19 protein-coding genes and 1 pseudogene are annotated in these 16,729 nt (G+C 64.0%); 10 read left to right on the forward strand and 10 right to left on the reverse strand.

The window, feature by feature from the left end; genetic code table 11:
• Positions 1-74: 74 nt before the first annotated feature.
• The 5 genes from JV241A_RS09635 to JV241A_RS09655 all read right to left on the reverse strand — a co-directional run bounded on the left by JV241A_RS09635 (position 75) and on the right by JV241A_RS09655 (position 4,602).
• Positions 75-1,028 carry a FecR domain-containing protein gene (locus JV241A_RS09635; RefSeq protein WP_134062193.1) on the reverse strand — a complete coding sequence of 318 codons (954 nt, stop codon included), beginning with the start codon at positions 1,026-1,028 and terminating at the stop codon, positions 75-77.
• On the reverse strand, positions 1,025-1,555 hold the full coding sequence (locus JV241A_RS09640) for a sigma-70 family RNA polymerase sigma factor (RefSeq protein ID WP_115087453.1): 531 nt from the start codon (positions 1,553-1,555) through the stop codon (positions 1,025-1,027). Before JV241A_RS09640 ends, JV241A_RS09635 begins: the two co-directional genes overlap by 4 nt.
• Positions 1,556-1,642: 87 nt before the next feature.
• Positions 1,643-2,896, reverse strand: a complete 1,254-nt coding sequence (locus JV241A_RS09645; protein ID WP_134062195.1) for an OprD family porin — start codon at positions 2,894-2,896, stop codon at positions 1,643-1,645.
• Between the two features lie 132 nt (positions 2,897-3,028).
• The gene (locus tag JV241A_RS09650) at positions 3,029-3,559 is read right to left on the reverse strand and encodes a cytochrome b/b6 domain-containing protein (RefSeq protein WP_115087449.1); all 531 of its coding nucleotides are present in this window, start codon (positions 3,557-3,559) and stop codon (positions 3,029-3,031) included.
• Complete coding sequence (locus JV241A_RS09655) at positions 3,556-4,602, reverse strand: catalase family peroxidase (RefSeq protein WP_134062197.1); 1,047 nt, start codon at positions 4,600-4,602, stop codon at positions 3,556-3,558. The genes JV241A_RS09650 and JV241A_RS09655 overlap by 4 nt, the downstream gene beginning before the upstream one ends.
• Positions 4,603-4,733: 131 nt before the next feature.
• Here JV241A_RS09655 and JV241A_RS09660 point away from each other — a divergent pair, with 131 nt between their 5' ends.
• The 3 genes from JV241A_RS09660 (at position 4,734) to JV241A_RS09670 (ending at position 6,400) form a co-directional block, all read left to right on the forward strand.
• Positions 4,734-5,243, forward strand: coding sequence for a sigma-70 family RNA polymerase sigma factor (locus JV241A_RS09660; RefSeq protein ID WP_134062199.1), 510 nt, complete (start codon positions 4,734-4,736; stop codon positions 5,241-5,243).
• The gene (locus JV241A_RS09665; RefSeq protein ID WP_134062201.1) at positions 5,240-5,989 is read left to right on the forward strand and encodes an anti-sigma factor; all 750 of its coding nucleotides are present in this window, start codon (positions 5,240-5,242) and stop codon (positions 5,987-5,989) included. Before JV241A_RS09660 ends, JV241A_RS09665 begins: the two co-directional genes overlap by 4 nt.
• 75 nt (positions 5,990-6,064) lie before the next feature.
• Positions 6,065-6,400 carry a DUF2790 domain-containing protein gene (locus tag JV241A_RS09670; RefSeq protein ID WP_134062203.1) on the forward strand — a complete coding sequence of 112 codons (336 nt, stop codon included), beginning with the start codon at positions 6,065-6,067 and terminating at the stop codon, positions 6,398-6,400.
• On the opposite strand, the gene JV241A_RS09675 is transcribed toward JV241A_RS09670, so the two are convergent.
• Positions 6,345-7,259 (reverse strand): LysR substrate-binding domain-containing protein, encoded by a 915-nt coding sequence (locus JV241A_RS09675; RefSeq protein WP_134062205.1) that lies wholly within the window; start codon positions 7,257-7,259, stop codon positions 6,345-6,347. The two genes, JV241A_RS09670 and JV241A_RS09675, sit on opposite strands and share 56 nt — an antisense overlap.
• A 108-nt stretch (positions 7,260-7,367) precedes the next feature.
• Here JV241A_RS09675 and JV241A_RS09680 point away from each other — a divergent pair, with 108 nt between their 5' ends.
• The 4 genes from JV241A_RS09680 (at position 7,368) to JV241A_RS09695 (ending at position 10,052) form a co-directional block, all read left to right on the forward strand.
• The gene (locus JV241A_RS09680) at positions 7,368-8,216 is read left to right on the forward strand and encodes an SDR family oxidoreductase (RefSeq protein ID WP_115087438.1); all 849 of its coding nucleotides are present in this window, start codon (positions 7,368-7,370) and stop codon (positions 8,214-8,216) included.
• A gap of 73 nt (positions 8,217-8,289) precedes the next feature.
• On the forward strand, positions 8,290-8,799 hold the full coding sequence (locus JV241A_RS09685) for a sigma-70 family RNA polymerase sigma factor (protein ID WP_115087436.1): 510 nt from the start codon (positions 8,290-8,292) through the stop codon (positions 8,797-8,799).
• Positions 8,796-9,743: a FecR domain-containing protein gene (locus tag JV241A_RS09690; RefSeq protein ID WP_134062207.1), complete on the forward strand. Its 948-nt coding sequence runs from the start codon at positions 8,796-8,798 to the stop codon at positions 9,741-9,743. Before JV241A_RS09685 ends, JV241A_RS09690 begins: the two co-directional genes overlap by 4 nt.
• Positions 9,744-9,824: 81 nt before the next feature.
• Positions 9,825-10,052 (forward strand): hypothetical protein, encoded by a 228-nt coding sequence (locus tag JV241A_RS09695; RefSeq protein ID WP_115087432.1) that lies wholly within the window; start codon positions 9,825-9,827, stop codon positions 10,050-10,052.
• Between the two features lie 10 nt (positions 10,053-10,062).
• Here the strand turns inward: JV241A_RS09695 and JV241A_RS09700 are convergent, their stop codons facing one another.
• From JV241A_RS09700 to JV241A_RS09715, 4 genes are all read right to left on the reverse strand, one after another.
• A complete protein-coding gene (locus JV241A_RS09700) occupies positions 10,063-12,261 on the reverse strand; it encodes a TonB-dependent siderophore receptor (protein WP_134062209.1) in 2,199 nt (732 codons plus the stop codon).
• A gap of 123 nt (positions 12,262-12,384) precedes the next feature.
• Positions 12,385-13,320 carry a helix-turn-helix transcriptional regulator gene (locus tag JV241A_RS09705; protein ID WP_134062211.1) on the reverse strand — a complete coding sequence of 312 codons (936 nt, stop codon included), beginning with the start codon at positions 13,318-13,320 and terminating at the stop codon, positions 12,385-12,387.
• Between the two features lie 113 nt (positions 13,321-13,433).
• Entirely contained in the window at positions 13,434-14,723 is a 1,290-nt protein-coding gene (locus JV241A_RS09710; protein WP_115087667.1) for a HAMP domain-containing sensor histidine kinase, read from the reverse strand.
• Between the two features lie 14 nt (positions 14,724-14,737).
• Positions 14,738-15,472: a response regulator gene (locus JV241A_RS09715; protein ID WP_115087427.1), complete on the reverse strand. Its 735-nt coding sequence runs from the start codon at positions 15,470-15,472 to the stop codon at positions 14,738-14,740.
• 213 nt (positions 15,473-15,685) lie between these two features.
• Here JV241A_RS09715 and JV241A_RS09720 point away from each other — a divergent pair, with 213 nt between their 5' ends.
• The 3 genes and pseudogenes from JV241A_RS09720 to JV241A_RS27610 all read left to right on the forward strand — a co-directional run.
• Entirely contained in the window at positions 15,686-15,949 is a 264-nt protein-coding gene (locus JV241A_RS09720) for a DUF2790 domain-containing protein (RefSeq protein WP_115087425.1), read from the forward strand.
• Between the two features lie 24 nt (positions 15,950-15,973).
• Positions 15,974-16,552 (forward strand): thioredoxin family protein, encoded by a 579-nt coding sequence (locus JV241A_RS09725; RefSeq protein WP_134062213.1) that lies wholly within the window; start codon positions 15,974-15,976, stop codon positions 16,550-16,552.
• 36 nt (positions 16,553-16,588) lie between these two features.
• A pseudogene (locus tag JV241A_RS27610) lies at positions 16,589-16,708 on the forward strand (HIT family protein); the annotation flags it as partial.
• Between the last annotated feature and the right edge of the window lie 21 nt (positions 16,709-16,729).

The following is a 16,729-nucleotide window of genomic DNA, read 5'->3' on the forward strand; positions in this document are numbered from 1 at the left end:
TCGTTCGCAAATGAGATTATTTCCTACAGAGGCGGACGAACGAAAAGAAACAGGCACCCCTCGCTGAAATTTTTTTAACTCAGGCCGACGCTGACCCAGAAGCGGTTGTAGCGACGCACCTGGAGCTTGAACGACGTGGCCAGCGCCGACAGCGCCGCATCGCTGTCTGTGAGGGAAAAGGTCCCGGATACCCGTAGCCCGTTCAGTTCGTTGGAGTAAGACAACAGCCCTGGCCGGTAGCGGCCGAGCTCTTCGAGCAAATCGCCCAGGCGCCAGTCTTCGACAATCAGGTGCCCGCCGGTCCAGGCCGCTTCGCTGCTGGCGACGGTCTGCGCGGCATGCACCACATGGCTGTCGAACTGGCAGCGCTGGCCGGCGTGCAGTCGACGTGCCGGCGCCTGGTGCGGGTTGATGCGCACCGCATGCTCGAAGACTTCGACCCGGCTGGCGGTGTCGCGCTGCTCAACGCTGAAGCGCGTGCCCAGGGCTTCGACCAGGCCTTGAGCGGTTTCCACTCGCAAGGGGCGTTGGCGGCTGTCTTTGCCACTGGTAAGAAAGATCCGCCCGTGACGCAAGCGAATCAGCCGTTGCTGGTGGTCGAAGCGAATGTCCACGGCGCTGGCGGTGTCGAGCACCAACTGGCTGCCGTCGTCCAGGGTAAGGTGACGAATTTCACCGGTGGCGCTGTGAACATCAGCCAGCCAGTGCTGCGCCGGCTGGCTGCGATAGCTGCCCCAGCCGCCAAGGCCCAGGCCGGTGGCCAGCAGCAGACCCTTGAGCACGCTGCGCCGGGGCAAGCCCTCAGCTTCGCTGCGCTGCAAGGTGTCGAAGGCCAGCGCCCCGGGCACACTGGCCAGGCGCCCCTGCAATTGCTCGACCCGCGCCCAGGCCCAGCGATGCTCCGCGGCGCTGGCCAGCCATAGCTGCCAGGCCTGGTGCAGTTCGGCCGGGGCATCGCCGGCGGCCAGTTGCACATGCCAGCGGGCGGCGGCTTTCAGGGCCTGGCGTTGGCGCTCGCGCTCCGTCATGGCTGGGCGTCGTAGGCGAGCAGCAGGCAGCGCTCGGTGGTCTTGATCAGGTACTTTTTCACCGTAGTCAGCGACACGCCCAGGGCCTCGGCGATTTCCACGTAGGTCATGCCCAGCCAGTTGGCCATCAGAAACGCCTTGCGCGCCTTGGCGCCACAGCCGGCCAGCAACTGGTCAATTTCACGCAGGGTTTCCAGAATCAGCACCTGCTCTTCGGTGGAGATCTGTTCGGCTTCCGGTTGCGCGGCCAGTGCTTCCAAGTAAGCGCGTTCCAGTTGCTGACGGCGGAAATGATCGATCATCACCCGCCGCGCCACCGTCGCCAGGTAGTTACGCGGCTCACGCAGCAGGCGCACCAGTTCCAGCGCCTCGGAGGAGGCGAGGATGCGCACGAAAGTGTCCTGCATCAGGTCCGCCGCCCGTTGCGGGCAGCTCAGGCGCCGGCGCAGCCAGTGTTGCAGCCACAGGTGATGGTGCTGATAGAGCTGGCCGAGCTCGGCATTGGGCGGTGACGGCGGTGCGCTCATCCTGGCTGCATCCCGGAAAAATGATGCAGATGATAAGCATTCCCAAAAAACTAATAAAGGGTTGTTTTCACACGGCCGCCAGCCGCGTTACCAGAGGGCCAGGGTGTAGCCGACGATCAGGCGGTTCTCGTCGATGTCCGTGGTCAAACCGCTGCTGGAGCGAAAGGTGGCGTTGCGCAGGCGCACGCTGACATTCTTCAGCGGACCGCTTTGCACCACGTAGGCAATGTCGGTATCGCGCTCCCATTCCTTGCCGCCGCTGACGCTGGCGGTTTCGATATGGCTGCCATTGACATAGCGGGTCATGAAGCTCAAGCCCGGCAGACCGAGCGCGGCGAAGTTGTAGTCGTAGCGCGCCTGCCAGGCATCGGTTTCGGCCTTGGTGAAGACGTTCACGGTGACCAGGTTGACCGAGTAGGGGTCCAGGCCCGGGTAGGCAAAATCGCCGTCGCCGGACAGGTTCTGGTAACCGAGGCCGAACTTGTGCGCACCCACGCCGAGGGTGAGCATGCCGTTGAAGAAGCGGTTGTCGATCTTGCCGCCGTCAACCCGCGAGGCGGCGCGCAGGTCGTGGCTGCCTTGTTCGCGGGTGTCGAAGTAACGCAGGTCGCTGCGCAGGTTGATGCCTTCGGCCAGGGGCAGGTCGTGGACCAGCCCGGCGTAGTGCTGGCGGTAGATGTCCTGCATCTGCGCGTAGTAATAACTGACCGCCAGGCGCGGGTTGACCGCGTAGGTGCCACCGGCCAGGTCCAGATGATTGCTCTCGACCCCGGCGTAGCTCATTTCGTCGTTGCTCGAGGAATCGCGCAGGTTCTGTTTTTCCAGGCGGCCGAGGTTCAGGGTCAGGCCGTCGATGTCCTGGGAGGTCAGCAGGCCGCCGCTGTAGGTCGAAGGCAGCAGGCGCACGTCGTTGATCGCCGCCACCGGCAGCATCGGTTGCAGGGTGCCGAGCTTGAGCGTGGTCTTGCTGACCCGCAGCTTGGCGGTCAGGCCCAGTTCACTGTAGTCGTCCACCGGTTCCTGGCTGGCGCCGAAGGGCAGCAGGCCGGTACCGCGACGGTCGCGGCTGGAGTCGAGCTTGACCCCCAGTTCACCCAGGGCATCGAGGCCGAAGCCTACGGTGCCTTCGGTAAAGCCCGACTCCATTTTCAGGATAAAACCCTGGGCCCATTCCCGCGCCTGGCTCTGCGGCGCGCCGCTCTGGCGAAAGTCGCGGCTGAAGTAGAAGTTGCGTGTCTCAAGGCTGGCCTTGCTGTCCTTGATGAACTCGGCCTGGGCGATGTAGGAGGTGAATGCGGCGCACAGGCCGGCACTCACCGTCAGCGAACGGGGCAGAAGCATGGGGCTACCTTTTTTTGTTGTTGTGTGTGGCGGGTGCCAGGTGTCTCTGCCTATATTGTTAACATATTATCTTTATTTTTGAATAGACCTCTTGTGGGTGCAATTGGACCTGAGCATAAAATAATTAAGATATTAATTCTTTGGCAGCGGCCCCGGCCACATGCTGCGCAGCACGCCGTCACGGCGTACCAGCCCGTGCACCAGTGCCGCGCCCAGGTGCAGCAGCACGGTGGCGAACAACACATAGGCCAGCCAGCCGTGGGCCTGGCGCAGCAGGGCATACAGCGGCAGGTCGTGGGGCAGCAGTGCCGGGAGTTGTAATGGCAGCGGATAGCCTCCTGCAGACTGCATGCCCCAGCCAAGCACCGGCATCGCCAGCATCAGCCCGTAGAGCAACAGGTGCGAAGCTTTCGCCGCCCAGCGTTGCACTGGCGGCATGTCGTCGGGCAGCGGCGGGGGCGCCAGGCTCAGGCGCACGCCAATGCGCACGAGCACCAGCAGCAACAGCGCCAGGCCAATGGCCTTGTGCAGGCTGACCAGCCAGGTGTGGCGCGGCGACAGGTCGCTGACCATGCTCACGCCGACGAACAGCATGGCCAGGATCAGCACGGCCATCAGCCAATGGAGCAGGCGGGCCAGGGGATGGAAGGCAACAGGTTTCATGGGCGAGCTCCCAGCTGCGCGGCTTCACGGCTGCGGCGGTTGAAGGATTCCGAATAGGCCGCCGAGCGGGCAGCGAGGATCGGGTCGGCCGAAGGCCTGATGCCGCTCGGTAGAATCAGCGGGTCGAAGTTCAGGTCGCGACAGGCGCCTCGTTCCGCGGCATCGACCTGGTCGAGCACCAGGGTGCCGGCGTTCACCGTGGGGCGTTGTGCGGGCCAGGGCTGGCTTGGGTCGTCGACTGCATCGCCGGCAGCTGCCAGGGTCAATTGCAGGGTCCAGCGCAGCGGGCCCTGGCTCAGGCGCTGGCGCAGGTCATGCTGCAGGTAGTCGTTGTCGTCGACCTTTGCCGGCAGCGCGCTGAACGGCGTTTGTGGCAACAGGCTCCAGCGCACGTAGTGGGCCTTGCCGCTGGCATCGATCAGGGCAAAGGCGTTGATGCTGTTGTAGCTGGTGCTGGCGAAACTGTCGGAGGCCTTGTAGTCCTTGGCCCATTGGCGAAAGGCGGCACTTTCCGGGTGGGCGGCGAAAAACGCCTGCAGGCGCGCGGGGTCGGGTTTGCCGGTGGCCGGGTCCGGGCTCATGGCCAGTACCTGCTGGTAGAAGGCTTCAGGCGTACCCACAGCCAGCACCGGCGGGGTGTTCATGCCGGTGCGCCACTGCTGGCCATCGTCCGTGCTCAGTTGCAGCGCCAGGCTACGGGTCGGCACGCTGGCGTCAGGGCTGTGGGGGTTGGCGCCGCCGATGGCGAAGCGACCGATCACCGCTACGTTGCTCTGGTTGAACACCCGGGCAGTGGACAGGCTCGCCGCCTGCCCGCTGCTCAGGAAATAGCCGCTGACGCACAGGCCCTTGGCGTGATTCTTACGGTAGCCGGGGTAGTGCCCGGCCTGGGTTTCGAAGGTGTCGATAAAGCGCTTCGGGGTCAGGCGCTCGGCGCCGATCCAGCCGGCAGCATAGGCAAAGCCGGTGGCCAGGGCGGTAAGCCCGAGGCCAATGGCAGCCAGGCGCAGGGCGCGGGAGCGACCGTGTAACGGAGTGCTCATGGCGGTGATCCGGGTCAGTGAATGAGCCGGTACGACGCGTGGGGCAGAAATTTATTCCAGCACCAGGGAATAATTCTTCACCACCAGCGTCTGCCTCGTACACTGATCGCCTACAGGCCAAGACTGCGGCAATGAACGAACTAGACGACGAGCAATTGCGCCAGATGCTCCAGCGCCTGCGCCGCTTCGCCCTGTGGCTGACCCGCGAGGCCAGCAGCGCCGACGACCTGGTCCAGGCCACCCTCGAGCGCGCCCTCAGCCGCCGCGCTCAACAACGCGAAGACGCCAGCCTGCGCGCCTGGCTGTTCTCGATCCTGCACCGGCAGTTTATCGACGGTAAGCGCCGCGAACGCCGTCAGGCGCGCTGGCTGGCCTGGTTCGGCCGCGGCGAGGAGGCGGGCAGCAACACCGAAGACATCGTCGTTGCCCAGTCGGGCCTGGCGGCGTTTGCGCAATTGCCTACCGAGCAGCGCGCCTTGCTGTTGCTGGTCAGCGTCGAAGGCCTGAGCTACAAGGAGGCCGCCCAGGCCCTGGATGTGCCGATCGGCACGATAATGTCACGCTTGTCGCGCGCTCGCGCGGCCATGCGCGAACTGGCTGAGGGCAATACGCCGCCCCCGGCGCTGCGGAGGTTGAAATGAGCTTGATTCCGTCTGACCACGAACTGCACGCCTATGTCGACGAACGCCTGGACAGCGAGCGGCGTCGGGCGGTGGAGCTGTACCTGGCGGCCAACCCCGAACAGGCGGCGCGGGTCGAGGCCTGGCGTAACGATGCCCGCCAGTTGCGCGCGGCGCTGTCCGGCTTTGCCGGGCAGGCAGCCAATCTGCGTCTGGACCCGGCCAACGTGCGCCGCGCGTTGCGTCGTCGCCGGCAGCGGCGCTGGGCCAGTGCCGCGGTATTGCTGGTGACCCTGGGCATCGGCGGCCTGGGCGGCTGGCAGGTGCGCGAGGCGAGCCTGCTGGCCAGCAACCCGCCGATGGCCGATGCCGTGCAGGCCCATCGGCTGTTCGCCAACGCCAAGGCCCTCGACCTCAACGCCCAGGACCCGGCGCGCCTGCAAGCCTGGCTGGGCCAGCACTTCGCCCATGTCGGCAACCTGCCGGACCTCTCGGCCTACGGCTTCACCCCGGTTGGTGCACGATTGTTGAGCAACGAGCAGGGGCCAGCGGCGCTGTTGCTGTTCGAGGACGCCCAGGGCCAGCGCGTCAGCCTGTTCCTGCGTTCGCCGGGCGAACACTATGCGCGCATGCCCAGCGGTGAGCGAACCGACGGCCAGTTGCAGGCACGCTACTGGTCGCGGGGTGACTACAACTACGCCCTGATCAGCGCCACGTCCGATAGCCGGGGCGAGCAATTGCGCCAGGCGCTCGATATCACTTTGTAGCTGAAATGCCATTAGGGGCGTAAGCTCAAAGCCGTTGTTCCTGTCGTCATTTCACTTCATTCGAGGTATCCGCCAATGAAGCGCAAGCAAGGTTTGGTATTGGCCGCAGTGGTTCTGCTGGCCGGCCAAAGCGCGCTGGCTTCGGCACCAGAGGTAAAGGATGCGCGTCTGGTTGCCCATGAGCAGGCAGTGCAGGCCTATGCAGCAAGAACCGGCAAGACCGTCCCGACCATCCAGGACTTTACCTACGGTAAATCCGTGGATGTCGCCCGTCTGATCGAACAGACCCCCATGGCCCGCGGCTGCGAAGCGGCGCCGATGCTGATGACCTATGAAGATTCCAGCGGCCAGCTGGTTACCTTGCGTTATCGGCTCGAAGGTCAGTGTCCGCGCTTTCAGTCAACGCGATAAAGCGCCCCGGCAGCGGCGAGGGATCGTCGCTGCGCCACACCAGGTACAGACCCAATCGCGGGCTGGCTCCCAGCAAATGGCAAAAGCGTACCCCCGGCTGGGCATTGGCCTGGGCGGCTGCCGCCGGCACCAAAGCGATGCCGAACCCGCAACCCACCAGGTTGATCAGCGTTTGCAACTGCGCCGCCTGCTGGCTGATGCGTGGGTAAAAGCCTGCGCTTTGGCACAGGTCAAGCAGTTGCTGATGGTATCCGGCGCCCAAGGCTTGTGGGGTGAAGACGAAATCTTCATCGGCAAAGTCCGCCAGGCTGACAGATGTTTCGCCAGCGTGAGAATGTTCACTCGGCACCGCCAGCAGAATCTCCTCTTCCAGCAACAAGCGGCTGCTCAGGCGTTCGCTCATGATCGGCAATTGCCTGACCACGGCGATATCCAGCTGGCCATCGAGCAGGTTCTCGACCAACTGCGCCGACGATCCCTGCTGCAGGTCCAGCTGTACCTTGGGCCAGTCGGCGCGAAACTGCTTGAGCGCATTGAGCAGCAGTGGATAGCCGGCCAGCGCCAGGCTGCCGATGCGCAACTGCCCGGCAATGCCTTCAGCCACGTGCCGGGCCTGGACGATGCCTTGCTGCAAGGTCGCCAGGGTTGCCCGCGCTGTTTGCACAAACGCCGCTCCGGCAGCGGTCAGCGCAACACCTCGGGAGTGACGGGTGAACAGGGCAAACCCCAGACGCTGTTCAAGCCTGCCAATGGCCTGGCTCAAGGGCGGCTGGGCCATGTGCAGGCGTTCGGCGGCGCGGTGAAAGTGCAGCTCTTCGGCCACGGCGATGAACTGGCGGAGCAGGCGGGTTTCGATCACGGCGGGCGTCCTTGATGCGCATCGATATCGGCAGGATATCGGCGGGTCAGCCCGATAGTATTCAACTTTGCAGTGCTCACTGGCTAGGCTGAACGGCCCATCAGGAGACTGCTTGTGATTTCATCCAGAACCGTACTCATCACTGGCGGCGCCCGTGGCCTGGGCCTGGCCTATGCCCGTGCCCTGGCAGAAACCGGTGCTCAAGTCGTCATCAGCGACCTTGGCACCGACCGCGTGGGGTGTGGCAGCGACGCTTCGATCGCCGAAGCCGCGGCCCAGTCCTTGCGCAACGAAGGCCACCAGGTGATCGGCCACAGCGCCGAGCTTGGCGATGAACAGGCCTGCCAGCAGTTGCTTGCCAAGGTACTGGACGCCTTTGGCGGCCTCGATGCGCTGGTCCATAACGCTGGCTGGGTCGGTTATCAGAATGTCGAGGACAGCAGCGCCGATTTCATCGAGCGCGCCCTGGCCATCAATGTTCACGCGCCGCTGTGGCTGAGCAAGCACGCCTGGCCTGCGCTCAAGGCCTCCGGTAGCGGGCGCATCGTGCTCACCACCTCCGACCGGGCCATGTACCTGCGCCATGCGCAGATCGGCCTTGGCGCCTACGCCGCCGGCAAGATGGCGCAATTGGGGATCATGAACGCCCTGGCTGCCGAGGGCGCCGAGCACGGGATTCGGGTCAATGCGATTTCGCCGGTGGCGCGCACGCGCATGTGGGGCCAGCAAGGCGAACCCGAGGATCTCAAGCCCGAGTGGGTTGTCCCCGGCGTGCTGTACCTGGCCTCGGCCGATTGCCAGGACAGCGGCTATATCCTGCGCGCCAGCAACGGCCAGTTCTGTGCCACGCGCTTCGAGGAAAACCCGCAGGTGGACTATCCGCGCGAACTGCGCGGGGTATCGGCCAGTACGGTGCGGGAAGTGCGCCAGCGCTGGCAGATGATAAAAGCCATGTAATAGCGCTTGGTTTGCGCAGGGGTATTAATTAGAATCAATCTCATTTGAGTCTAATCAATCCAGGTGCGTTGACATGAGCGAAGCGGCGGGCCCCACCGAGCAGACCCTGCATGGCCTCTATCGGGAGCATCGCAGCTGGCTTGAGCACTGGCTGTACCAGCGCCTGGGCAACCGCTGGGATGCCGCCGACCTCAGCCAGGACACCTTCCTGCGGGTGCTGGCCAGCCCCCAGGTGCTCAGCGAGTTGCGCGAACCGCGGGCCTATCTGCTGACCGTCGGCAAGCGTTTGCTGATCAACTTCCACACGCGCCGCAGCCTGGAGCGCGCCTACCTCGATGCCCTGGCCAACCTGCCTGAGGCACGGGTGCCTTCGCCGGAGCAGCGCTGGCTGCTACTGGAAACCCTGCAGGCCCTGGACGAACTGCTCGACGGTTTACCGGCAGTGGTGCGTCGGGCGTTTCTCTGGTCGCAGCTCGAAGGCCTGAGCTACGCACAGATCGCCGAGCGTCTGGCTGTCAGTGAGCGTACCGTCAAGCGCTACATGGCCCAGGCCTATGAGCATTGCCTGCTGGTCGAGCTATGAACCGCACCGTCACTCGCGAATCCCGGCAACTGGCCCGCACCGCCGCGCGCTGGCTGGCCCTGCTCGATTCCGGGCGGGCCAGCGCTGATGACCTGCAGCAGTTGCAGCACTGGCGCGCGGCCAACCCGCAGCATGAGCAGATCTGGCAGCGCGCCGAAGGCTTGCGCCAGCGCTTTCAAGAGGTGCCGCCAGCCTTGGCCATGGCCAGCCTGGATCGCCCCGAAACGAGCCGCCGAACCCTGCTCAAGCGCGGCCTGGCGTTGGCACTGCTACTGCCCGCCGGCGGGTTGCTCAGCCAGCAGACGCCGCTGCAGGCTCTGCGCGCCGACTTGCGTACCGCAGTGGGCGAGCGCCGCGGTGTGCGCCTGGCCGATGGCAGCCTGCTGCAATTGAACACCGCAACGGCCGTCAACCTTGACCTTGCCCACCAGCGCCTGACGTTGGTCGAGGGCGAAATCGCCTTGAGTGTCAGCCGCGCACAAGCGCTGCACGTCGATCTCGGCATGGCCCGGGTGAGCGTCGGCCAGGCCCAGGTCTGCCTGCGCCGCGATGCCGAGCAGTGCCGTATCGCCGTACTGCATGGCTCGGTGCAGGTACAGCCGCGCCACGGCACGGCGCTGGCCTTGCAGGTTGGCGATCAACTGACCATCAACGCCGACGGCAGTGGCGCCATGGACCGTTTCGATCCGCATCAACCGGATTGGCGCGACGGTGTGTTGAGTGTCAATAACCAGCCGCTGGGGCAGTTTTTGCGTGAACTGTCGCGTTATCGCCCGGGCTGGCTGCGCTGGGATCCGGCGCTGGAGTCGCTAAGAGTCACCGGCACTTTCCGCCTGGATGACACGGACCGGGTCCTGGCCTTGCTGGCTGCCAGCTTGCCAGTGGCGGTGCAGGCGCGCAGCCGTTACTGGGTGACCCTGGTGGCGCAACAGAAAACGGCCTGAGTCGTGCCTGGTATTTTTACCAGTAGCGCGCCCGCCCGCAGATGGTGATTATTCCGACTCAAGGGCCGGAGCCATGCCGACATGGACGACAACAACAAAGAGCGTCTTCGCCTGTATCAACCTGGAGACACCGTGGTGCTGTACGGCTGTTTTGCCGCCGAATACGGAGTGATGGACACCCAGTCAGGCGAAGTACGCAGCATCGACTGGCGCACTCACCAATTGCAGCTGTACTTCGCCTGCGATGATGAATGCCGCTGTATTCCATTCGCCAGCATCACCGCCGTGCTGGCGCCGGCTCCAGGCTGAGCGCCGACCTTCAAAATGCCGCCCGGACACCCATGCTCATGCTGCGCGGCTCGCCCCACCAGCCCTGGCTGTAGAAGCCGACCTGTTCGTAATAGCGCTTGTCGAACAGGTTGTCGACATGAGCGCTGACGCTGACGTAATCGGTAAGTTGATAACGCGCCATCAGGTTGAACAGGGTATGGCTGCCTTGCTCAAGGTCGGTAAAGCCGCCGGGACGGGCGACATTGTTACGGGAGATACCACTCTGCCAGGTAGCGCCACCACCGAGGGTAAGGCGGCTTAACGCACCGCTTAGGCGGTAGGTGCTGAACAGCTTGGCCTGGCTGCGCGGGAAGTTGCTGTTGATCGCTTCGCCGTCGCTGTTGCGGGCGATGAAATGGGTGTAGCTGGCCGACAGGTTCCACACTTCACTGAGCTGCCCGGCCAGTTCCAGGTCAAACCCGTCGACGCGCGCCCCCGTGCCAGCCTTGTAGGCTTGCTCATTGGCCTGGCCTTCCACGTTCACTCCCGGGATGGCTTCGGCCAGGCCTTCCTGCTGGGTGCGATACACCGCAAAAGCGGCATTCAGACGACCGTCAAAGTAGCCTGCCTTGATTCCCGCTTCGTAGCTGTCGCCGGTCACCGGATCGAGGATGCTGCCGTCGGCGCTACGGGCATTCTGCTGGTTGAAGATGCTGGTGTAGCTGGTGTACACGCTGTAAGTCTTGTCGATGTCATAGATCAGGCCAGCGTAAGGCGTAACCTCATTGTGGTAGCGGTATTTGCGCTGACTGCCGTAGTAATCCTGGTCGATTTGCCAGTCGCTGATCCGTGTGCCGATGATCAGGTGCAGCGGGTCGGCAAGCGAGAAACGCACCACGGCGTAGCTGCCGGTCTGTTTCGTGTGGGTGGCGTCACCGGATGCGCGGGTGCTTGACCAGACCGGTTGCGCAATGTGGTCCATGCCCCAGTCCATGAAGTTGCCGGTGTCCGGTACCGCGCCCAGAGGGCGGAACTGGTCGATGTTCAGGTCATCGTCGATGCTCATCCAGCCCAGGGCCAGCTCATGGCTGCGACCCAGCAGCTGGAACGGTCCGTTGGCCGTCAGATGCCAGTCGTCGCGGCTGCGTTCGCCGTTGTACTTGAGGAAGCTGGCATTCATGCCGCGGCCGCTGTCGCGGTCCGGATAGCCGCCCCGATAGAGGTAGCGCATGCGGTAGTTGCCATCGAAGCGGCTGTAGGCGGCGCGCAGTTTCCAGTCATTGTCCAGGCTATGTTCGAGGTCGACGAAGGCCGTGGTCGACTCGGTTCCGAAGTCGGCCCATTTGGTGTTGTTCGCCGCCGAGCGGCCGAAATCGGTGCGCGAACCGTCGCTGTAGAACAGCGGAAATCCGCTGCCCATGCCATTGGTTTGGTTTTTCTGGTACTCGATGCTGGTGGTCAGACGCGTGCTAGGTGTCAGCTCGCTGCTGATCACGCCGTAAAGGGTACGTGAGCCATAGTCGAGGAAGCTTACGTAGCTGTCTTTGTCCGAATAGGCTGCCACCACCCGTGCCGCGATCCGGCCATCGGCGCTCAGTGGTGTCGACACATCGATATCGCCGCGCCGCTCGTCCCAGCGCCCGGCCCCCGCCGAGCCACTCACGGCGAAATCTGGCAATGGTCTTTTGCGCACGAAATTGACTGCCGCCGATGGGCTGCCGGCACCGGTCAGCAGGCCTGTGGAGCCGCGTACCACTTCGACCCGGTCGTAGATTGCCGAATCCATTTCGGTGGCGCCAAAATTCCACAATCCATTGATCGGTGAAGCCAGACCGTCGAACTGAAAGTTGTCGATGGTAAATCCACGAGCAGAAAACGACAGGCGATTGCTGTCGTTGCGGGTGTAGGAGACGCCCGGCGCAGTGTTGAGAATATCGGCAGTGGTGGTCAGTTCCTGGTCTTCGATCTGCTGGCGGGTGACCACGCTCACCGACTGTGGCGTTTCCTTGATCGACAAGGGTAAACCGATGGCGGTGGACATCGCCCCGGTGGTATAGCTGCCACTGCCTTCGGTGGTTTGCGGCTGGTAGGCCTCGCCCTGGATGTCGATGGCCTGCAGGGTCAGGACCTGATCGCTTTCGGGTTGGGTGGGCTCTTCGGCGCTGGCGATCAGCGTGACGAAAGCGCTGCCCAACAATGCCGTGCGCAAGCGGACAGGACGAGCGGCAGGAGCAAGGCGGTACTGCATGGGAATAGTTCTCCGCAGAGTATAGTTATCGTCTGCGTATTATTCACATTTACCTGGGTTCTCAGTTTTGCCGGATGCCAGAGCCTGTATGGGCGCTGCCAAAGCATAAGGCAGGCGAGAACCTCAGGTGATTTCCCGCGGCGACTGGCCGAAGCGCTGGCGAAATGCCGTGGCAAAATTACTGGCATGACGGTACCCGACATAGTGCGCCGCCTGCTGAATGCGCCAACCTTCGTTGAGCAATTGCCGGGCTTGGTCCAGGCGCCGGTCACGCAGGTAGGCGAACACCGACTGGCCATACAGCAGGCGAAACTTGCCGCGCAGCGAGCTGCTGCTCATGCATGCCAAACGCGCGAGATCGGCCAGGTTATGATCATCGCCGGGTTGCAGGTGCAGATGCTCGCGGACCCGTTCGAGCATCAGTCGGTCGCGAGCGCAGAGGGTGCTGCTCGTCGGTTTTGGCTCGAACTGTGCCAGGGCGTGGGCCAGCAGTTGCAGGCTCACGCCCTGGCAGAGAATGTGCTGCAATGGTCCTCGCCAGCGTGCGGCCAGCAACTCCTCTATGCTGGCCAGCAGATAAGCGGGCAATTGCCAATGGCTCAAAACCGAGCCGTGGCTGCGCAGCCGGGCCTGGATCAGGTCGGCCAGTGCCTCTTCACCAACATCTTCGGGCTGACGCACCGCCAGGTTGAGCCCGCGCAGGTTGGCACCGCGCCGATGCAGCGCCGACATCGGCCGACCATCGGCGCAAAGGGTGGTCATGCAAGTGCCGGGTTGCAGGCGTTGAACAGCGGTATAGGAGATCGTTGCTTCGCCATCGAGCACCAGGGCCAGGGACAGGCCGGGCATGTCCAGTGAGTCGGCGCGGAACGTGTGATAGGGCTGTACATCCGAATGCACCAGGCTGAACCCGGGGGCCAGGCCATGTTCGCTGATCCGCCCCTGCATCAGGCACGGGTCGTCTTCGCCGCCATCGCCTTCGGGCAAGCTGTAGTGCACGTTGTAGCGGTGCCCCAGGGCGTGGAAGTCGGACAGCAGGTAACGGGTCGGTGCGGACAAGGCGCGAGCTCGTGGCGGTAGATAACGTTCACGATAATAACATTCATTCTCAAATGTGCGCTTGTGGAGGAGTATTTCCGGGCAGTTGTGTATTGCTCTGTCGCAGGGGGCTTTCAGTGCAGCTCGATTTGCGCGCAGAGGCCGCCACCGTCACGGTTGCTCAAGGTCAAGGTGCCGCCGATGGCCTGGGTCAGCTGCGCGGCGATGGCCAGGCCCAGGCCGGTGCCGCCGGTGCTGCGGTTGCGCGAGTTCTCTATGCGGTAGAAGGGCTGCAATACCGCGTCGAGTTCTTCGGCGGGAATCCCCGGGCCCTGGTCGAGCACGCGGATAATGGTGCTGTGGCTGGTACCGGTCTGCACCTCAAGCTGCGCTGCGCCGGCGAACTTCAGGGCATTGTCGATCAGGTTCACTAGCACCCGGCGCAAGGCTTGCGGGCGGGTCTCGATCCGCGCGCCGTTCTTGCCTTGCAGCTCGACCTGCTGGCCGCTGTCCTGGTAGTCGAACACCAGGCTGTCGAGAAAGGCATCGAGATTAACCCGGCACGGCGCCTCGCTGTTGCCATCGATGCTGCGGGCATAGGCCACGCCTTCGCGCACCAGGTGCTCCATGGCCTCCAGGGCGCTCCAGAGCTTGTCCCTGTCGATGCTGTTGTCCATGGCTTCGACCCGCAGCTTCATCCGCGTGATCGGCGTCTGCAGGTCATGGGAGATCGCCGCCAGCAGTTGCATGCGCTCTTTCAGGTAGGCGCCGATGCGTGCTTGCAGGCTGTTGAAGGCCACTGCGGCATACACCACTTCCCGAGGGCCGCTTTCGTCCAGTTGCGGCCCCGGGGCGTTGGGGTCGAGCTGGTCGACCGCTTCGGCCAGGCGGGTCAGCGGGCGGATCGCGATTTTCACCGCCAGCCAGGTGCACAGCAACAGAAGTGCCAGCTGGATCAGCAGCACCACGGGCAGCCAGCTCGACATGGGTACCGGCGCCGGGGTGACGTCGACGCTCAGCGGCGCGCCGTCGGCCAGGCGCAGGCGTACCTGGAAGTGCGGCTTGGGCCCGGGGATGTTCTGGTAATCCAGCACATACTGCCCACCCAGGGCCTTGCCGATGGACAGCGCGGCCATGGGCGCGTCGTCCATGCTCAGGCGCTGGCCGGGCTCGCCGGCATCCAGGCGGTAGCGGTAGGTGCGTCGCTCCAGGCGCGGCAGCCAGGCGGTGCGTTCGGCGGCCGGCAAGCGGTCGAGGATGGCCACGGAGGTGGCGACGTCCTGCTCCAGGTTGCCGAGCATCATCGAGCGCGAGCTCTGGTAACGCTCGTAGAACTGGAAACTGAACGACAAGCCGTAAGCCAGCACCAGGCCGGTGAAGAAGATCAGCGCCAGGCGCGAGGCGAGTGTGCGCGGCCAGCGCAGCAGGTTGTTCATGCTCAGGCCTCGACCAGTTGCACAGGCAAGGAGAACACGTAGCCCTCGCTGCGCACTGTCTTGATATAGGCCGGTTCGCGGGCATCATCCTGCAAGCGCTGGCGCAGACGGCTGACCAGCAGGTCAATGGAGCGGTCGAAGATATCCGCCTCGCGGCCCTGGGTGAGGTTGAGCAGTTGCTCGCGGCTGAGCACCTGTTGCGGATGATCAAGGAATACCCGCAGCAGCCGGTACTCGGCGCCGCTCAGGGCCACCAGGGTGCCGTCGGCATCGAGCAGGTGACGCGCCGTGGTATCCAGGCGCCAGTGGCCGAAGCCGATCAGGCGGCTGCTTTCGCTGATGGTCAGGTTCGGCGGCAGCATGCGCGTACGGCGCAGCACCGCGTTGATCCGCGCCAGTAGCTCGCGGGCCGAGAAGGGTTTGGTCAGGTAGTCGTCGGCGCCCATTTCCAGGCCGATGATGCGGTCGGTTTCGTCGTTGCGGGCGGTCAGCATCAGCACCGGCGTGGCCTTGTGCTTGCCGGCGCGCAGTTCGCGGCACAGTAGCAGGCCATCGTCACCGGGCATCATGATGTCGAGCACGATCAGGTCGACCACATCGGATTCGAGAAAGGCGCGCATCTGCCGGCCGTCGGCGACGATGGTCGTGCGCAACCCGTTCTTTTTCAAGTAGTTGCCTACCAGCTCCCTGATCTCGCGATCATCGTCGACGATCAGGATGTGATCGACATGTTCCATCGTCCGGCTCCCGTGGTGGTGGGGCAAGTGTACCGAGCCCGGTAGTGCTTGCCTGCCGGGCTTTGTATTGCAGTGTATCTGCTGTGGCCATAGATACCTGGGGAGGCAAAGCGGGCTGATCCGGACACATCGGCGATACCTGGCGGGCCTGCAATAGACAGCAACGGGGTGGAACCCTCCACCTCCTTGCAACGCTGATTCGGGAGTACCGCCATGAACATCAAGACCCTTGCCACTGCCAGCCTGTTTAGCCTGCTCAGCCTCGGCACCGTTGCTGCCCAGGCCGACGACACCGTACCGGTGCAGCAGTATCGCTACGGCCAGCAACTGGATGTGCACAAGGTCCTGGCCCTGCACGAGGACAGCAGGATTGGCTGCGGCGTGGTCAATGCGCAAATGGACTACCTTGATTCCCAGGGCAAGGAACACCGCCTGCAGTACCTGAAATTTGCCAGCGACTGCAATGACGGCGGTTAAGCCATCGATCAGGGAGGTTCGTACATGAGCATCAACGTCATCACTACCCGCCGCCGGGTGCTGGGCATCGCCGCACTGCTGGCCGTGCTGCTGGCGGTGGCGGGCCTTGGCAACCGCCTGTTCGCTGGCACGCCTTCAAGCCTTGAAGTGCTGGGGCCGATGCCGGAACTGGCCGGCGCCGTGCAGTGGCTCAACTCGCCGCCGCTGGACCGCGAAGCGCTCAAGGGCAAGGTGGTACTGGTGGACTTCTGGACCTACGAGTGCATCAACTGCCGGCGCAGCCTGCCGCACGTCAACACCTGGGCCAAGCGCTACGCTGATCAGGGCCTGGTGGTGATCGGCGTGCACACCCCGGAATACCCCGAAGAGCGGGTGGTCGACAATGTGCGCGAGCAAGTGGCGAAACTGGATATCGCCTACCCGGTGGCCATCGACAACGACTATGCGATCTGGAACGCCTTCGGCAACCAGTTCTGGCCGGCGCACTACATCGTCGATGGCAGCGGCCAGGTGCGCTATGTGCACTTTGGCGAAGGGGCCTACGACACCCAGGAGCAGGTGATCCAGCAACTGCTCAAGGAGCGTGACGGGCAGGCGGGGTGAAGGCGCTCGTCGGGATTGCTATCCTGCCCGGCAACGGCCACCGATGGCGCCGAGCTGACCCTGTACATCTGGCGCGAGTTCGCTGAAAGCCCGACGCCGCCAGCGGTCGAGGGGCCTTCGATCGAGCAGGTGATCGAGCGATTGAGGTTGGCCTTTCAGCGAGCGCCGCCTGATGTG

Origin of the sequence: Pseudomonas sp. JV241A (assembly GCF_900275665.1) — a bacterium.
GTDB classification, from domain to species: domain Bacteria; phylum Pseudomonadota; class Gammaproteobacteria; order Pseudomonadales; family Pseudomonadaceae; genus Aquipseudomonas; species Aquipseudomonas wadenswilerensis.

Bases quoted from the DNA above. Each gene is read 5' to 3' on its own strand.
- JV241A_RS09725 (WP_134062213.1), top strand. From the start codon at position 15,974: ATGAGCATCAACGTCATCACTACCCGCCGCCGGGTGCTGGGCATCGCC.
- JV241A_RS09655 (WP_134062197.1), bottom strand. From the start codon at position 4,602: ATGAGCACTCCGTTACACGGTCGCTCCCGCGCCCTGCGCCTGGCTGCC.
- JV241A_RS09660 (WP_134062199.1), top strand. From the start codon at position 4,734: ATGAACGAACTAGACGACGAGCAATTGCGCCAGATGCTCCAGCGCCTG.
- JV241A_RS09650 (WP_115087449.1), bottom strand. From the start codon at position 3,559: ATGAAACCTGTTGCCTTCCATCCCCTGGCCCGCCTGCTCCATTGGCTG.
- JV241A_RS09670 (WP_134062203.1), top strand. From the start codon at position 6,065: ATGAAGCGCAAGCAAGGTTTGGTATTGGCCGCAGTGGTTCTGCTGGCC.
- JV241A_RS09695 (WP_115087432.1), top strand. From the start codon at position 9,825: ATGGACGACAACAACAAAGAGCGTCTTCGCCTGTATCAACCTGGAGAC.
- JV241A_RS09685 (WP_115087436.1), top strand. From the start codon at position 8,290: ATGAGCGAAGCGGCGGGCCCCACCGAGCAGACCCTGCATGGCCTCTAT.
- JV241A_RS09635 (WP_134062193.1), bottom strand. From the start codon at position 1,028: ATGACGGAGCGCGAGCGCCAACGCCAGGCCCTGAAAGCCGCCGCCCGC.
- JV241A_RS09720 (WP_115087425.1), top strand. From the start codon at position 15,686: ATGAACATCAAGACCCTTGCCACTGCCAGCCTGTTTAGCCTGCTCAGC.
- JV241A_RS09645 (WP_134062195.1), bottom strand. From the start codon at position 2,896: ATGCTTCTGCCCCGTTCGCTGACGGTGAGTGCCGGCCTGTGCGCCGCA.
- JV241A_RS09700 (WP_134062209.1), bottom strand. From the start codon at position 12,261: ATGCAGTACCGCCTTGCTCCTGCCGCTCGTCCTGTCCGCTTGCGCACG.
- JV241A_RS09690 (WP_134062207.1), top strand. From the start codon at position 8,796: ATGAACCGCACCGTCACTCGCGAATCCCGGCAACTGGCCCGCACCGCC.
- JV241A_RS09640 (WP_115087453.1), bottom strand. From the start codon at position 1,555: ATGAGCGCACCGCCGTCACCGCCCAATGCCGAGCTCGGCCAGCTCTAT.
- JV241A_RS09715 (WP_115087427.1), bottom strand. From the start codon at position 15,472: ATGGAACATGTCGATCACATCCTGATCGTCGACGATGATCGCGAGATC.
- JV241A_RS09665 (WP_134062201.1), top strand. From the start codon at position 5,240: ATGAGCTTGATTCCGTCTGACCACGAACTGCACGCCTATGTCGACGAA.